This window comes from Pseudomonas sp. stari2, from assembly GCF_040760005.1.
In the GTDB taxonomy this organism is placed as follows: Bacteria; Pseudomonadota; Gammaproteobacteria; order Pseudomonadales; family Pseudomonadaceae; genus Aquipseudomonas.
Map to the genome: position 1 here is coordinate 5093634 of NZ_CP099760.1, position 15661 is coordinate 5109294.

Here is a 15661-nt window from a genome sequence, read left to right on the forward strand (position 1 = left end):
ATAGCGAAAGCTTTTTCCCGACCCAAATGGGCGCACGACTCACAAACTGTGTCCGTGCGCCTCGGGCGATCAGGCTTCGAGCAGCGCCCTGAGCATCCACGCGGTTTTCTCGTGGACTTGCATGCGCTGAGTCAGAAGATCAGCCGTCGGTTCGTCACTGACCTTATCCAACAGCGGGAAAATCCCCCGCGCCGTACGAGTAACCGCTTCCTGGCCTTCGACCAGTTGTTTGATCATGTCTTCGGCACTCGGCACGCCCACTTCTTCTTTAATAGAGGAAAGGCGCGCGTAAGTCGCATAGGCACCCGGTGCAGGGAAACCCAGGGCCCGGATGCGCTCGGCGATCGAGTCCACGGCCAGGGCGAGTTCGTTGTATTGCTCTTCGAACATCAGGTGCAGGGTCCGGAACATCGGCCCGGTGACATTCCAGTGGAAGTTGTGGGTTTTCAGATACAGCACGTAGGTGTCCGACAGCAGACGCGACAGCCCTTCGACGATGGATTTGCGGTCTTCTTCACTGATACCGATATCGATTGCCATGCTTACCCCCTAACGGCGATTGAATTCATCCAGCAGGTGTCGGTTCACTGTAGCAAGGCCTCCCTCCCATGGCAGCCCCCGTATTGACCCGATAGAGGCGACAAATCGCCCCACGTCCTGCCGCTGGCCGGCGTGATTTGAGTCGCTGCAGGCTTTACTGTTAAATAGGCAGTGTGTCGCTACGCCCTGTTTTCCGGGGGTTGCGCATAGGCTGATGCCGGGCACGTGTCCAACGCCTCTTATTGTTCCGAAGCGAACCGTGCGCCTTCAGCTCTTCCTTGTGAGCCGTCATAACGTGAGTCATTAAAAATGTTGAAAATCGTCCACCTGCTAATGGGCGCAGCAGCCCTGCTGCTGTCCTTCATACCTAGCTTGAGACCCGAAGCCGTACCTTACCTGCAACAACCCGATGCACTTTACCTGGCCTTTTTCGGCCTGCTGAACCTGGTCATTGCCCCGGTGATCCCTTACTGGAACAAAGGCCCGCGCCAGCATCTGCAAAATCTGGTCAGCGCATTGCTGGTGCTGACCGTCGTCCTGCAAACCCTGACCCTGATCGCGCCAATGCCTGTCATCGCCGGCCAGCCAGCTGTGCTATTCAGCCTGGTCATTGCTCTGGTTGCCGTGGCCGTGCACCTGGCCGTCAGCTTCTATAAATCCTCACCGGCCGCCGCTACGCAAAGCTACGACATGAGCAACCGCGATACCGGCACCGTCAAGTGGTTCAACACTTCCAAGGGCTTCGGCTTTATCTCCCGGGATTCCGGCGATGATATTTTCGTGCACTTTCGTGCCATTCGTGGCGAAGGCCATCGCGTTCTGGTCGAAGGCCAGCGTGTGGAATTCTCGGTGATGAACCGTGACAAAGGCCTGCAAGCTGAAGACGTGATCGCCGCCCTGCCGCGTCGCTGATCCAGAACGAAAAAACCGCGAACAGCCTGGCTGTTCGCGGTTTTTTATTGCCCTTACGAAATACGTGAACTCAGTAATGCGGCGGCGGTGCGTCTTCTTCGAAAGATCCAAACTGGCCGACCATTTCCTCCTGACGCTTGAGCAGCGCGGCCATCTGCAACTGCAGATGTTCCATGACTCTCTGTTGTGCCACCAGCACGTCGTTCAACGCCTGAATGGTGTCGTCCTGAAACGCCAGACGGCTTTCCAGATCGTTTACGCGCTCTTCCAGGTTCATGGTCAAACCTCCAGAAACTTGAAATCGTCGTCCAGCACCAGGCGCAGGCGCTCGCGGATCGCGGCGACCTGCTCGGCGCTGTAAGGTTTGGCGGGATGCTTGCCCCAGACCGGCGCTGGCCAGGCGGCATCGTCACGTTTACGCACAATCACATGCATATGCATCTGGCTGACGACGTTACCCAGCGTGGCGACGTTCATTTTGTCGGCATCGAACGAATCCTTGAGCACTTCCGCCAACGCAGTGGTTTCCTGCCACAGACGCTGCTGGTCGGCGACATCCAATTGAAACAACTCGCTGATATCGTCGCGACGAGGCACCAGAATGAACCAGGGGTAGTTGGCGTCGTTGGACAGCAGCAACCGGCAGAGCGGGAAGTCGCCGATGGTCAACGTGTCCTGTTGAAGGCGTGAATCTAAAGCAAACACTGGGTGTACTCCCGGCTGATCGACAATATTCAGCTTAGTGGACCTGCCCGGTAGAGGGCGCACTAAACGACAGGACGGCAGCATACCTCCGAATGCCCTGCCCTTCACGATGAAGCGGTGCCCCGTCATGGAACATTTCTGGCGATTGCGCACCAGCCCGAGACTCGCCGTGCCAGGCAACACGCCAAAATGACCATGACTCAATACCGCGTTCAGGGTCATGACAGGGCTCAAGTGTTTGAATTCAGTACAGCCGGAAAAAATATTTGCACCAAAACCGTACAGCGGGTCTACGCTCAATGGCTCGGGCATCCGCCAAATACTCACTGAAAGGGTGAACCGGTAACGTTTTTGGTTGTCATGCGCAAAAACGCGGGAGACAACACCAAGCGAGCAAGCGCGTCAACCCTCATCAAAAAGGGGCGCGCGAGCCCTTATTTACAAGGTTTTTACAGCGACGAGCGGGGCAAGGGAAAAATAACCGCATCAATTTTGCGGTTTGTGCACGCTTGTTGCATTCGTACTCATATGGGCTATGAGCCCGCCACGGGAAGTGGTGGCTCAAACCCCGAAAAAAACAGTGGCAGGGTTGCCCGATGGAGATTCAAGTGTTTTGCCAGGGACTCTTTTTTACCGATGCAAAAAGGCCCAGAAACAGCGATAAAGTTGTCAGTCCGGCTGCATTGGTACTGTGAATTTGCGACATCAACCAAGCCATTTGCGACAGCGTCGTAAAGAACATGAAAGGTTGTATGCGCAAGTATCGCCAACATTGTCGGCGTGATATAAGTTTGCGCCGACACAAAAAGAAAGAGCCGCCCAGATAATAAAACAGGTGGGACGGCAGTACTCTTCTAAAACCAAAGGAGCAAATCACGATGCGCGTGATGAAGTGGAGCATGATCGCACTGGCCGTTACAGCAGCCAGTACTCAGTTGGCTACGGCCGCACCGTTTGTTAGTGACCAGTCTGAAGCCAAAGGCTTTGTTGAAGACGCCAAACTGACCGAAACGTTGAAGAACTACTACTTCAACCGTGACAACAAGAACGGCGGCCACGACCAGAAAGACTGGACCCAGGGTTTCCTCGGCAACTTCACTTCCGGTTACACCCAAGGCACCGTAGGCGTCGGTATCGATGCATTCGGTTACCTGGCGGTCAAACTGGACGGCGGTGACGGTACTTCCGGTACCGGTAACATGAGCCGCAGCAATACTGTCAAAGCCAACGGTTATGCCCATGACGTTGATGAGAGCCAAGGCAAAGCCGGCGCAGCCATCAAGTTCCGAATCTCCAAGACCGAGCTGAAAATCGGCGACCAGCAGCCAAGCACTGCCCCAGTGTTCGCTGTCGGCGGTTCCCGTATCCTTCCGCAAACTGCCAGCGGCTTCCAGTTGCAGAGCAGCGAAGTCAAAGATCTTGACCTCGAAGCCGGTCACTTCTACTCGGCTACCAGCCAGGACAAAAACGCTCGTGAAGGCGGCCTCTACGCCACCTACGCAGGCGTTGAAGCCAAAAACATCGACTACTTCGGTGGTAAATACGGCATCACCGACAACCTGACCGCATCGCTGTACGGCGCCAAGCTGGAAGACATCTGGAACCAGTACTACGCGAACGTGAACCTCACCACGCCATTCGGTGGTGACACTTCGCTGAACACTGACTTCAACATCTACCGCACCACCGATACCGGTAGCGCCAAAGCCGGTGACATCAGCAACACCGCGTTCTCCCTGGCGACTGCCCTGTCGTTCCTGAAGGCACACACCTTCACCCTGGCCTTCCAGAAGGTCAACGGCGACACCCCGTTCGACTACATCGGCGTGGGCAAGAACAACCGTGGCGGCGACTCGATCTTCCTCGCCAACTCGATCCAGTACTCCGACTTTAACGGTGCAGGCGAGAAATCCCTGCAAGCCCGTTACGACCTGAAAATGGCCGAGTACGGCGTTCCTGGTCTGAGCTTCATGGTTCGCTACGTCAAAGGCTGGGATATCGACGGTACCCACACTCCAGCGGGTAGCGCTTACGCCGGTCTCTACGGTGAAGATGGCAAACACCACGAAACCAACTTTGAAGCCAAATATGTGGTTCAAAGCGGTCCGGCAAAAGATCTGTCCTTCCGTATTCGTCAAGCGTGGCACGTTGCTAACGCTGATGAAGGCGAAGGCGACGTTAAAGAGTTCCGTCTGATCACCGAGTACCCACTGAACATCTTGTAATCGTCAGTGGTTAGTTTGGTTGAATGAAAAAGGCCCATCTTCGGATGGGCCTTTTTTATTGCCTGTTGCTTGTAATACATGCCTGACCGATAAGTCAGGCAATTGATTAGCAACCTATCATTAAACTGCCGACTCCTGAACCACACGAATCACTCGTTGTGGAAACGGAATATCGATGCCGGCAGCCTTCAAACGATCGCGGGATTGTTCATTGAACATGAACATCACATCCCAATAATCTGCAGTTTTAACCCAGACCCGCAGAGAAACAGTGATCGAACTATCACCCAGCGTCGAAATGACAGCCTGAGGCGCCGGATCCTGCAGCACGCGATCATCTTTAGCCAGATCCAGCAGCACCTGACGGGCCTTTTGTAGATCGGCTTCGTAATCGACACCCACATCAAACACAACCTTGCGGGTTGGCTGACGGTTGGTGTTGGTAATGATGCCGTTCGACAGATTGCCGTTCGGTACGATGATGGTCTTGTTGTCGCCGGTGCGCAGTACGGTGTGGAAAATCTGGATGCTGTCGACAGTACCCGCCACGCCTTGCGCTTCGATCCAGTCACCGATTCGGAACGGGCGGAACAGCAGAATCAGCACGCCACCGGCGAAGTTCGCCAGGCTGCCCTGCAATGCCAGGCCGATGGCAAGGCCGGCCGCACCGATTGCCGCCACGAACGAAGTGGTCTCGACACCGATCATCGACGCCACGCTGACGATCAACAGCACCTTGAGAATGATGTTGGCCAGGCTGCTGATGAAACCTTGCAAAGCCAGGTCGGCATTGCGCAGAGCCAACAGGCCACCCAGTTTTTGCGTAACCTTGTTGATCAGCCACCAGCCGATCGCCAGGGTAATCACCGCCAGCAGAACACGGCTGCCGTATTCCATGATCATCGGAATCCACGCCTGGGACGCCTTGACAAGGTTGTCTACCTCAGCATTCAAATCCATCTTTTATCTCCTGATTGCCGGCTTCCCGGGCTGAAAAAATCAGCGGCAGAACGACCGGACCTGTTGGGGCTCAATCGTTTCTGCCGCTGCTTGGGCCTCGGACGCTGAAAACGCCGAGAGGTTCCCGACTCGGATGGCTCAGTCGCGGAAGTTGTTGAATTGCAGAGGCATGCCGAATTCCTTGGCACGCAGGGCAGCGATGGCTTCCTGCAGATCGTCACGCTTCTTGCCGGTGACACGTACCTGCTCGCCCTGAATGGCGGCCTGCACCTTGAGTTTGGCTTCCTTGATGTGGCCGACGATCTTCTTCGCCAGCTCCTTGTCGATGCCTTCCTTCAGAACGGCGTCCTGCTTCATCAGCTTGCCCGAGGCGAAGGAGTCTTTGACTTCAAGGCACTGCACGTCGATCTTGCGCTTGACCAGGGCCAGTTTGAGGATCTCGATCATCGCTTCCAGCTGGAAATCGGCTTCAGCGGTCAGGTGGACGGTCAGGTCCTTTTCCTTGTATTCGAAGCTGCCCTTGCCTTTCAGGTCATAACGACGATCGAGTTCCTTCACGGCGTTCTCGACCGCGTTGGTGAGTTCGTGTTTGTCCAGTTCGGATACCACGTCGAACGACGGCATGTAATCTCTCCAATAAAAAGGCGCGCTCGTTCAGGACGCGGCGCGCTTGGCTTGCGGTTAAAATCGGGCTCATTATAACGGGTCTTTTCCCACCGACACGGCGAGCCTTGCATGCCTGTACCTTACCGAGTGAAAAACTGATGTCCACCCCCTGGCACATCCTCGGCGCCGGAAGTCTCGGCACCCTCTGGGCCACACGCCTGGCCCGGGCCGGATTGCCGGTCCGGCTGATCCTGCGCGATATCGACCGCTTGCATGACTATGCGACGGCGGGCGGCCTGACCCTGGTGGAACAAGGCGTGGCCAGCAGTTATGCCATCCCCGGCGAAACGCCGGACAGCCCCGGACCGATCCGTCGCCTGCTGGTGGCGTGCAAGGCCTACGATGCCGAAAGCGCCGTGGCCGGTGTCGCTCATCGTCTGGCACCGGACGCAGAACTGATTCTTCTGCAAAACGGCCTCGGCAGCCAGGAAGCGGTGGCCGCGCAAGTCCCGCAGGCCCGCTGCATCAGCGCCTCCAGCACCGAAGGCGCGTTTCGCGACGGAGACTGGCGCGTGGTGTTCGCCGGCCACGGTTACACCTGGCTCGGCGATGCTGGCCATCCCGTGGCACCGTTCTGGCTCGACGATCTGGAGATGGCCAGGATCCCCCATGAATGGAGCGCCGATATCCTCACGCGTCTTTGGCGAAAACTGGCGCTCAACTGTGCGATCAATCCGCTGACGGTGTTGCACGACTGCCGCAACGGCGGATTGCAGGAACACCACTGCGAAGTTGCCACCTTGTGCGCCGAGCTGACCGAGTTGCTCGAACGTTGCGGCCAGCCTGCGGCGGCGGACAACCTGCAACAGGAAGTCGAACGGGTGATCCAGGCCACGGCGGCGAATTTCTCCTCCATGTATCAGGACGTGGCCAATAAACGCCGCACAGAAATCAGCTATCTGCTCGGACATGCCTGCAAGGTTGCAGAGCGCCATCAGTTGAACCTGCCGCATCTCAAACAATTGCAGCAACGGCTGACAGCCCATCTGCACAGTCTCGGATTGCCCGTCGCCTGAGCAGCGGCTACGCTGCCCACTTGTTCCTTTGTTGCGATAAGCCCGATGCCATTGCGCCAGCGCCTCGAAAACCTGCCGGTCGGCCAGAAACTGCTGGCCGCCCTGCTGGTGCTGTTGACCACCGTGTTACTGGTCGCCAACCTGACCTTCATCAGCGCCGCCTATTACATTTCCCAGGAAAGCATGGCGCCCCAGGCGCTGCAGACCATTGGCCGTCTGGTGGCGAACCCGAGCCTGATCGCCGAAGCGCTGCAATCACCGCAGAGCGCCGAACGCCTGCTCAAGGAGCTCGACAGCTACTCGCCGCTGCGGGCGGCCGCCCTGTATGACGGCAAGGGCGACCGCATCGCGCAGGTGCAACGCGGCGACAAGCTCAATCTGCCGGAGCGCTACCGGCACATCGAAGCCTGGCAACTCACCGAGTTTCGCAGCAATCAATTGATCACCCTGCCCCGTCCCGGCACTGCGCCGGGTCATCTGCTGTTGGTGGCCAGCAGCGAACTGCCGATGGCGTTCTACACCGGTACCCTGACGGCGAGCCTGGGGATCCTGATCTTCAGCGTGCTGTTGTGGCTGGTGATTGCCCGGCAGATCAAACGCCTGATCACCCGGCCAATCCACGAACTCGAAGAGCTGTCCCGCCAGGTGACTCGCGAGGAGAACTACGCCCTGCGCGCTTCCCGTGGCAACCACGACGAAATCGGCAGTCTGGCCGAGGCCTTCAACACCATGCTTTCACGCATCGAGGCGCGGGAGCAGCAGCTCAAGCGCGCCCGCGATGACTCGCAAGCCGCTTACGATCAGGCTCAGGGGCTGGCCGAAGAAACCCGCCACACCAACCGCAAACTGGAGCTGGAAGTCCAGGTGCGCAGCAAGATCGAGAAGAAACTCACCGGTTTCCAGAACTACCTCAACAGCATCATCGACTCCATGCCTTCGGCGCTGATCGCCCTCGACGAGCAGCTCTACGTCACGCAATGGAACCAGGAAGCCAGCGCCCTCTCCGGTACCCGGCTGGACGAAGCACTGAATCAGCCGATCTTCCTCGCGTTTGAACCGCTCAAGCCATTCCTGCCGCAGCTCAAGCAGACCGTCGAACAACACACCGTGGCGAAAATCGAGCGGGTGACCTGGTTCAAGGACGACGAGCCCAAACATTACGCCCTGACCTTCTACCCGCTGATGGGCGGTGCCGGGCGCGGTGTGGTGATCCGTATCGACGACATCACCCAGCGCCTGTCACTGGAGGACATGATGGTGCAGTCGGAAAAAATGCTCTCGGTCGGCGGCCTCGCGGCCGGCATGGCCCACGAAATCAACAACCCGCTGGGCGCGATCCTGCACAACGTGCAGAACATTCGCCGGCGTCTGTCGCCCGACCTGCCGAAAAACCTTGAACAGGCCGAACAACTGGGCATCGAGCTGGAAACCGTGAACCGTTATCTGCAAGGCCGGGAAGTCCCGCAACTGCTCGACGGTATCCAGCAGGCCGGGGCCCGGGCGGCAAAGATCGTCACCCACATGCTCAGTTTCAGCCGCCGCAGCACCCGGCAGATGGCACCGTGCGACCTGCCGGCGCTGATCGATCAAGCCGTGGAAATCGCCGGTAACGACTTCGACCTGGCCATCGGCTTCGACTTCAAGGGCCAGGCAATCATCCGTCAGTTCGACCCGGCGCTGGGACCGGTTCCGGGCACCGCCAACGAGCTGGAACAAGTGCTGCTCAACCTGCTGAAAAACGCCGCGCAGGCGATTCACCTGCGCGAAGACGACAGCGAGCCGGGGCGAATCATCCTGCGCACCAGACTCAATCCGCCATGGGCCGAAATCCAGGTCGAAGACAACGGCATCGGCATGAGCGAGAACGTGCGCAAACGCACCTTCGAGCCGTTCTTCACCACCAAGGAAATCGGCCAGGGCACGGGGCTCGGACTGTCGGTGTCGTACTTCATCATCACCAACAATCACAAAGGGCAGATGGAAGTGCAGTCGGCACCGGGGCAAGGCACCTGCTTCACCCTGCGCCTGCCGCTCGCGCAACCGACACCCATCGCCGCCGAAACCAATCAAATACCGAGGTAAACCATGGGCTTTCGCTTGTCGAAGATCTACACCCGCACCGGCGACAAAGGCGAAACCGGCCTCGGCGATGGTCGCCGCGTCCCCAAGGATCATCCGCGCATCGAGGCCATTGGCGAGGTTGACACCCTGAACAGTCAGGTCGGCGTACTGCTGGCCGGGTTGCTCGCCGAATGCGAAAACTGCCCCGGACTCAGTGAATTGATCGACGTGTTGGCGCCCTGCCAACATCGACTGTTCGACCTGGGTGGCGAGCTGGCGATGCCGGAATATCAGGCGCTGAACACCGCAGAAATCGAACGGCTGGAAGCCGCCATCGATGTGTGGAACGAGGAATTGGGGCCGCTGGAGAACTTCATTCTGCCCGGCGGTTCGATGCTGATTGCCCAGGCTCATGTCTGCCGCAGCCTGGCGCGCAGTGCCGAGCGACGTTGTCAGCATTTGAATGCGATCGAACCGTTGGCCGGGGTTGGCCTGGCGTATATCAATCGCTTGTCGGATTTGTTGTTTGTAGCAGCGAGGCTGATTGCGCGGCGCCAGGGCATTGCTGAAATTCTGTGGCAACCGGCGGCAAAACCCGAAAACTGATCACTCCCACGCCTGGCGCGGGAGTGATCGGATGCCCATTCAGGCCTCAGGCCAGAACGCCCGAATCCCCGCCACGCCCTGAGCCCCGGCATTCCACGCTTTCTCGCGCTCCGCAGGGCCGACGCCACCCAACAGAAATACCGGTTTGCTGAAGCCTTCGATCAGTGTCGAAGCCTGTTCCCAGCCCAGCGGCTGCGCATCCGGATGAGTCAGGGTCGGCTGCACCGGCGACAGGGTGACGAAATCCACGCCCATCTGCTCGGCCAGCGCCAGTTCTTCAGCATCGTGGCAGGACGCTGCCAGCCAGCGCTCCGCCGGTAGCGGACGCCCCGCTGCCGCGTACTTGCGCAGTTGCGCCGAGGTGATGTGCCAACCGGCGGACGGGAAATCGCCCAGCCATTCAAACGGGCCCTTGATCATCAACTGTGCCTTGCCGGCACACAGGCCCACAGCGTCCACCGCCAGATCGCGGTACTTCGGGTCATAACCATTGGGCGCACGCAGCTGGATCAGCTTGATGCCACCGGCAATCGCTTTCTGGATACCGCGCAGCAAGGCCGGGGCTTCCAGGTCTTCCGGGGTAATCAGGTATTCAGCTGGCAGACGTGCCGCCGCCACGATCGGCTGGTTGGCCGCCGGGAACTCGTAGTTCGTCAGTTCCCTGGCCGACACCCAGGCCAATGGCTGGCCTTCGGCGCCGTGGGGTTCGCCGGTGAAGCTTGAGACTTCCCAAACATCCAGCAACACCTGCTTGTCCGGGTAATCATGACGAACCTTGATCATCGGGCGAGCGGCGCCGACGACAATGCCCAGTTCTTCGTGCAGCTCACGGGCCAGCGCGGTCTGCACCGACTCTTCGGCTTCGACCTTGCCACCGGGAAACTCCCAGAGACCACCCTGATGCTGAGTGTCAGCCCGGCGGGCGATCAGAATCTTGCCGCTGCCGTCACGAATGACGGCGGCGGCGACGTGTACACGTTTCACGACTGCAATTCCTCCAGTCCAGCCTTTTGCCAGGCCTTGAAGGCCGGCCATTGGTAGACGGTTTCAACATAGGCTTCATCTTCGGCCGGCAGCTTCACCTGATAGGTGCGCAGACGTACGGCAATCGGTGCGAAGAACGCATCGGCCAGCGACACCCGACCAAACAGAAACGGCCCGGCCTCGGTCGCCGCCGCACGGCATTCGGCCCACAGCGCAAGCATGCGCTCGACATCGACCTTCACTTCCGGCGGTACCGGATTGAGCGGTGCGTCGTGGCTCAGGTTGAACGGCATGTGATTGCGCATGGCAAAGAAGCCGCTGTGCATCTGCGCGCAGGCAGAACGTGCCTGGGCACGAGCAGCGATATCACTCGGCCAGAGTTGCTCGGAAGGAAACTGCTCGGCCAGGTATTCGGCAATCGCCAGGGAGTCGGCGATGGTGCCTCGTGCGGTGGTCAGCAGCGGCACCTTGCCGGTCGGCGAATGCGCCAGCAGCCGCTCGCGGGTGTCGGGCTTGCCGAGTTTGACCAGTTCTTCGGTGTAGGGCGCGCCGGTCAGTTCAAGCGCCAGCGCCGCGCGCAGGGACCAGGAGGAAAGCAGTTTGTCGCCGATGATCAGGTGAAGGCTCATGATTGAGGTGCCTTTTCGTCAGAGAATCAGTTTCAGACTCGTAGCGTCTGATCTGCCGTCTTCGCGGGCAAGCCCGCTCCCACAGTGATTGTTGTCGGGCACAAAGCTTGTGTACACCGTCGAATCCTGTGGGAGCGGGCTTGCCCGCGAAGAGGCCAGTCGCCCACTCCCTGTTTCAGATCATGTGCGGTATTCGGCGTTGATCTTCACGTACTCGTGGGACAGGTCGGTGGTCCAGATGGTTTCGCTGCAATCGCCGCGACCCAGTTCGATACGGATGGTGATTTCTTCCTGCTGCATCACTGCCGAACCCTGGGCTTCGGTGTAAGTCGCGGCGCGGGCGCCACGGCTGGCGATACACACTTCACCGAGGAACACGTCGATCTTGCTTACGTCCAGATCCGGCACGCCGGCACGACCGACAGCGGCGAGGATACGGCCCCAGTTCGGGTCGGAGGCGAACAGTGCAGTCTTGATCAGCGGCGAGTGGGCCACGGTGTAACCGACGTCCAGGCATTCCTGGTGATTGCTGCCGCCGTTGACTTCAACGGTCACGAACTTGGTCGCGCCTTCGCCGTCTCGCACGATGGCCTGGGCCACGTCCATGCACACTTCGAACACGGCCTGTTTCAGCTTGGCGAAAAGCTCGCCTTCGGCACGGGTGATTTCCGGCAGCGCAGCCTTGCCGGTGGCAATCAGCATGCAGCAGTCGTTGGTCGAGGTGTCGCCGTCGATAGTGATGCGGTTGAACGATTTGTTGGCGCCGTCCAGCATCAGGTTGTGCAGCACGTCGCGGGAGACTTTGGCGTCGGTGGCGATGTAGCCAAGCATGGTGGCCATGTTCGGACGAATCATGCCCGCGCCCTTGCTGATGCCGGTGACGGTGATGGTCACGCCGTCATGCTGGAACTGGCGGCTGGCACCCTTTGGCAAGGTGTCGGTGGTCATGATGCCGGTGGCGGCGGCTTCCCAGTTGTTTTCCGACAGATCGTCCAGCGCGGCCTGCAAGGCGCCTTCAATTTTCTCGACCGGCAGCGGCTCACCAATCACGCCGGTGGAGTACGGCAGGATCTGGCTGGCATCGACGCCGGTCAGTTCCGCCAGTTTGGCGGTGGTGCGCTCGGCGGCAGCCAGGCCCGGCTCGCCGGTGCCGGCGTTGGCATTGCCGGTGTTGGTCAACAGGTAGCGCACAGCGTTCTGCACGCGTTTCTTGGCCAGGATAACCGGTGCTGCACAGAAAGCGTTCAACGTGAACACGCCCGCCACGGTCGAACCTTCGGCGCAACGCATCACGACGACATCCTTGCGCCCAGGGCGCTTGATGCCGGCCGAAGCGATACCGAGTTCAAAACCGGCAACCGGGTGCAACGTTGGCAAAGGACCAAGACCAACAGCCATGAATGCGCTCCTTACTCAATGATGTCAGCACCGCCAAGCGTAGTGGCGGTGGTGTAAATGGCAAAACGCCGCGACGGCTGGTGCCGGTCGCGGCGCGGGTATTTCAGCGATTGAAACGGGTTTTACTGGATCTGCCCGTGGCAATGCTTGAATTTCTTGCCCGAACCGCAGTAGCACAGTTCGTTGCGGCCCAGCTTCTGCTCGTTGCGAACCGGTGCGGTGGCCAGGGCCACATCGACCTCTTCACCGACCAGTGCTTCCGGCTGCTCCAGCCCCGGGGCTTCGGCGTGTTCGAACTGCATGCGAGCGGCCAGTGCCTCGGCTTCCTGACGCAGACGCGCCTCTTCCTCGGCCGGATCTTCGCGGCGAACCTGAACGTGCGACAGCACACGGATCGAGTCGCGCTTGATCGAATCCAGCAGCTCGGAGAACAGCGTGAAGGACTCGCGCTTGTATTCCTGCTTCGGGTTCTTCTGCGCATAACCACGCAGATGGATGCCGTGACGCAGGTGATCCATGGTCGACAGGTGGTCTTTCCACAGGTCGTCCAGCACGCGCAGCACGATTTGCTTCTCGAAGGAGCGCAGTGCGTCGGCACCGGCCTGGTCTTCTTTTTCGTTGTACGCGGCGATCAGCTCGTTCATCAGCTTCTCGCGCAGGGTTTCTTCGTACAGGTGATCGTCTTCGTCGAGCCATTGCTGGATCGGCAGCTTCACGCCGAAGTCGCTGGCAATCGCGGCTTCCAGACCGGCCACGTCCCACTGCTCAGGCAGCGATTGTGGCGGAATATGCGCACTGACGGTGGCGTTCAGGACGTCCTGACGGAAATCAGCGATGGTTTCGCCGATGTTGTCTGCGGCCAGCAACGTGTTGCGCATGTGATAGATCACTTTACGCTGCTCGTTGTTGACGTCATCGAACTCCAGCAGTTGTTTACGAATGTCGAAGTTGCGACCTTCAACCTTGCGCTGGGCCTTTTCGATGGCGTTGGTCACCATGCGGTGCTCGATCGCTTCGCCAGGCTGCATGCCCAGGGCCTTCATGAAGTTCTTCACCCGGTCGGAGGCGAAGATGCGCATCAGGCTGTCTTCCAGCGACAGATAGAAGCGGCTGGAACCGGCATCACCCTGACGGCCGGCACGGCCACGCAACTGGTTATCGATACGACGGGACTCGTGACGCTCGGACGCGATCACCTGCAGACCGCCGGACTCCAGCACTTGCTGGTGACGCTTCTGCCAGTCGGCCTTGATCTGGGCGATCTGCTCAGGGGTCGGGTTTTCCAGCGACGCCACTTCCACTTCCCAGTTGCCGCCCAACAGGATGTCGGTACCACGACCAGCCATGTTGGTAGCGATGGTCAGTGCACCCGGACGACCCGCCTGCGCAATGATTTCAGCTTCTTTTTCGTGGAACTTGGCGTTCAGAACCTTGTGTTCGATGCCTTCCTTCACGAGCAATGCGGACATGTGCTCGGAGGTTTCGATGGTCGCAGTACCCACCAGCACCGGACGGCCGGCGGCCATGCTTTCCTTGATGTCGTTGACGATTGCCGCGTACTTCTCTTCGGCGGTCAGGAACACCAGGTCGTTGTAATCCTTACGGGCCAACGGTTTGTTGGTCGGGATGACGACGACCTGCAGACCATAGATCTGATGGAATTCGAACGCTTCGGTGTCCGCAGTACCGGTCATGCCGGACAGTTTTTCGTACAGACGGAAGTAGTTCTGGAACGTGGTCGATGCCAGGGTCTGGCTTTCGGCCTGGATGTTCAGGTTTTCCTTGGCTTCAATGGCCTGGTGCAGGCCTTCGGACAGTCGACGACCCGGCATGGTACGACCGGTGTGTTCGTCGACCAGTACGACCTGACCGTCCTGCACGATGTATTCGACGTTGCGGTTGAACAGTTTGTGTGCACGCAGGCCGGCGTAGACGTGAGTCAGCAGGCTCAGGTTGTGCGCCGAGTACAGGCTCTCGCCCTCGGCCAGCAGACCGATGCTGGTTAGCTGGTCTTCGATGAACTGGTGACCGGCTTCGTTGAGTTCGACCTGACGGGTCTTCTCGTCGACGGTGAAGTGACCTTCCTGGGTGACTTCGCCTTCGACTTCTTCAACGTGCAGCTTGAGTTTCGGGATCAGTTTGTTGATCTCGATGTACAGCTTGGAGCTGTCCTCGGCCTGACCGGAAATGATCAACGGAGTACGTGCTTCGTCGATGAGGATGGAGTCGACTTCGTCGATCACGGCAAAGTTGAGTTCGCGCTGGAATTTCTCTTCCATGCTGAACGCCATGTTGTCGCGCAGGTAGTCGAACCCGAATTCGTTGTTGGTGCCGTAAGTGATGTCGGCAGCGTAGGCGGCGCGTTTCTCTTCCGGCGGCTGGAACGGCGTCACGATGCCGACGCTCAGGCCGAGGAATTCATACAGCGGGCGCATCCAGTTGGCGTCACGGCGGGCCAGGTAGTCGTTCACGGTCACAACGTGCACGCCCTTGCCGGACAGCGCGTTGAGGTAAACGCCCAGTGTACCCACCAGGGTCTTGCCTTCACCGGTACGCATTTCGGCGATCTTGCCTTCGTGCAAGGTCATGCCGCCGATCAACTGAACGTCAAAGTGACGCATGCCCATGACGCGCTTGCCGGCTTCGCGGGCGACCGCAAACGCTTCGGGCAACAGCTTGTCGAGGGTTTCCCCTTTGGCGATACGGTCCTTGAACTCGGCAGTCTTGGCGCGCAGTTGATCGTCCGAAAGAGCGACCATCTTCTCTTCGAAGGCATTGACGAGCTGCACCGTCTTGAGCATGCGTTTGACTTCACGCTCGTTCTTGCTTCCAAAAAGTTTCTTTAACAAAGGCGCAAACATATCGGCAGGATCTTCCACACTAAAGGGATGGAGGGCGGCCCCGTGAGTCGCCCGTGCAGCCCTCATGGCCGCATGCGAACGAGCATTCTACCCGGAAA

14 protein-coding genes are annotated in these 15661 nt (G+C 59.1%); 5 read left to right on the top strand and 9 right to left on the bottom strand.

Features of this window, described 5'->3' with window-relative positions; translation table 11 throughout:
* Window positions 1-69 precede the first annotated feature (69 nt).
* On the bottom strand, window positions 70-540 hold the full coding sequence (locus NH234_RS23330; RefSeq protein ID WP_039766007.1) for a Dps family protein: 471 nt from the start codon (window positions 538-540) through the stop codon (window positions 70-72).
* Between the two features lie 309 nt (window positions 541-849).
* Here NH234_RS23330 and NH234_RS23335 point away from each other — a divergent pair, with 309 nt between their 5' ends.
* The gene (locus NH234_RS23335; protein WP_085730260.1) at window positions 850-1452 is read left to right on the top strand and encodes a cold-shock protein; all 603 of its coding nucleotides are present in this window, start codon (window positions 850-852) and stop codon (window positions 1450-1452) included.
* A gap of 70 nt (window positions 1453-1522) precedes the next feature.
* Here the strand turns inward: NH234_RS23335 and NH234_RS23340 are convergent, their stop codons facing one another.
* Together NH234_RS23340 and NH234_RS23345 are read right to left on the bottom strand one after the other, a co-directional pair.
* Window positions 1523-1729: a SlyX family protein gene (locus NH234_RS23340; RefSeq protein WP_085730259.1), complete on the bottom strand. Its 207-nt coding sequence runs from the start codon at window positions 1727-1729 to the stop codon at window positions 1523-1525.
* Between the two features lie 2 nt (window positions 1730-1731).
* Complete coding sequence (locus NH234_RS23345) at window positions 1732-2157, bottom strand: HIT domain-containing protein (protein ID WP_085730258.1); 426 nt, start codon at window positions 2155-2157, stop codon at window positions 1732-1734.
* Window positions 2158-3035: 878 nt separating this feature from the next.
* On the opposite strand from NH234_RS23345, the gene NH234_RS23350 reads away from it, so the two are divergent.
* Entirely contained in the window at window positions 3036-4382 is a 1347-nt protein-coding gene (locus NH234_RS23350) for an OprD family porin (RefSeq protein ID WP_085730257.1), read from the top strand.
* 120 nt (window positions 4383-4502) lie between these two features.
* Here the strand turns inward: NH234_RS23350 and NH234_RS23355 are convergent, their stop codons facing one another.
* Both NH234_RS23355 and NH234_RS23360 read right to left on the bottom strand, forming a co-directional pair.
* Window positions 4503-5342, bottom strand: coding sequence for a mechanosensitive ion channel family protein (locus NH234_RS23355; RefSeq protein WP_367254415.1), 840 nt, complete (start codon window positions 5340-5342; stop codon window positions 4503-4505).
* A gap of 138 nt (window positions 5343-5480) precedes the next feature.
* On the bottom strand, window positions 5481-5966 hold the full coding sequence (locus NH234_RS23360; RefSeq protein ID WP_011335651.1) for a YajQ family cyclic di-GMP-binding protein: 486 nt from the start codon (window positions 5964-5966) through the stop codon (window positions 5481-5483).
* Window positions 5967-6106: 140 nt separating this feature from the next.
* Between NH234_RS23360 and NH234_RS23365 the strand changes: the two genes are divergently transcribed.
* The 3 genes from NH234_RS23365 to NH234_RS23375 are packed head-to-tail and all read left to right on the top strand — an operon-like array spanning window position 6107 to window position 9691.
* Entirely contained in the window at window positions 6107-7024 is a 918-nt protein-coding gene (locus NH234_RS23365; RefSeq protein WP_085730255.1) for a putative 2-dehydropantoate 2-reductase, read from the top strand.
* Window positions 7025-7069: 45 nt separating this feature from the next.
* Window positions 7070-9106: an ATP-binding protein gene (locus NH234_RS23370; protein ID WP_367254416.1), complete on the top strand. Its 2037-nt coding sequence runs from the start codon at window positions 7070-7072 to the stop codon at window positions 9104-9106.
* Window positions 9107-9109: 3 nt separating this feature from the next.
* Window positions 9110-9691 carry a cob(I)yrinic acid a,c-diamide adenosyltransferase gene (locus NH234_RS23375; protein WP_367254417.1) on the top strand — a complete coding sequence of 194 codons (582 nt, stop codon included), beginning with the start codon at window positions 9110-9112 and terminating at the stop codon, window positions 9689-9691.
* Window positions 9692-9730: 39 nt separating this feature from the next.
* On the opposite strand, the gene NH234_RS23380 is transcribed toward NH234_RS23375, so the two are convergent.
* The 4 genes from NH234_RS23380 to secA all read right to left on the bottom strand — a co-directional run bounded on the left by NH234_RS23380 (window position 9731) and on the right by secA (window position 15563).
* Window positions 9731-10675, bottom strand: a complete 945-nt coding sequence (locus NH234_RS23380; protein WP_085730252.1) for a Nudix family hydrolase — start codon at window positions 10673-10675, stop codon at window positions 9731-9733.
* Entirely contained in the window at window positions 10672-11304 is a 633-nt protein-coding gene (locus tag NH234_RS23385; protein ID WP_367254418.1) for a glutathione S-transferase family protein, read from the bottom strand. The genes NH234_RS23380 and NH234_RS23385 overlap by 4 nt, the downstream gene beginning before the upstream one ends.
* A gap of 180 nt (window positions 11305-11484) precedes the next feature.
* Window positions 11485-12702 (bottom strand): bifunctional glutamate N-acetyltransferase/amino-acid acetyltransferase ArgJ, encoded by a 1218-nt coding sequence (gene argJ / locus NH234_RS23390; RefSeq protein ID WP_367254419.1) that lies wholly within the window; start codon window positions 12700-12702, stop codon window positions 11485-11487.
* A 122-nt stretch (window positions 12703-12824) separates the two neighbouring features.
* Entirely contained in the window at window positions 12825-15563 is a 2739-nt protein-coding gene (gene secA, locus NH234_RS23395) for a preprotein translocase subunit SecA (RefSeq protein ID WP_085730249.1), read from the bottom strand.
* Window positions 15564-15661: the final 98 nt, after the last annotated feature.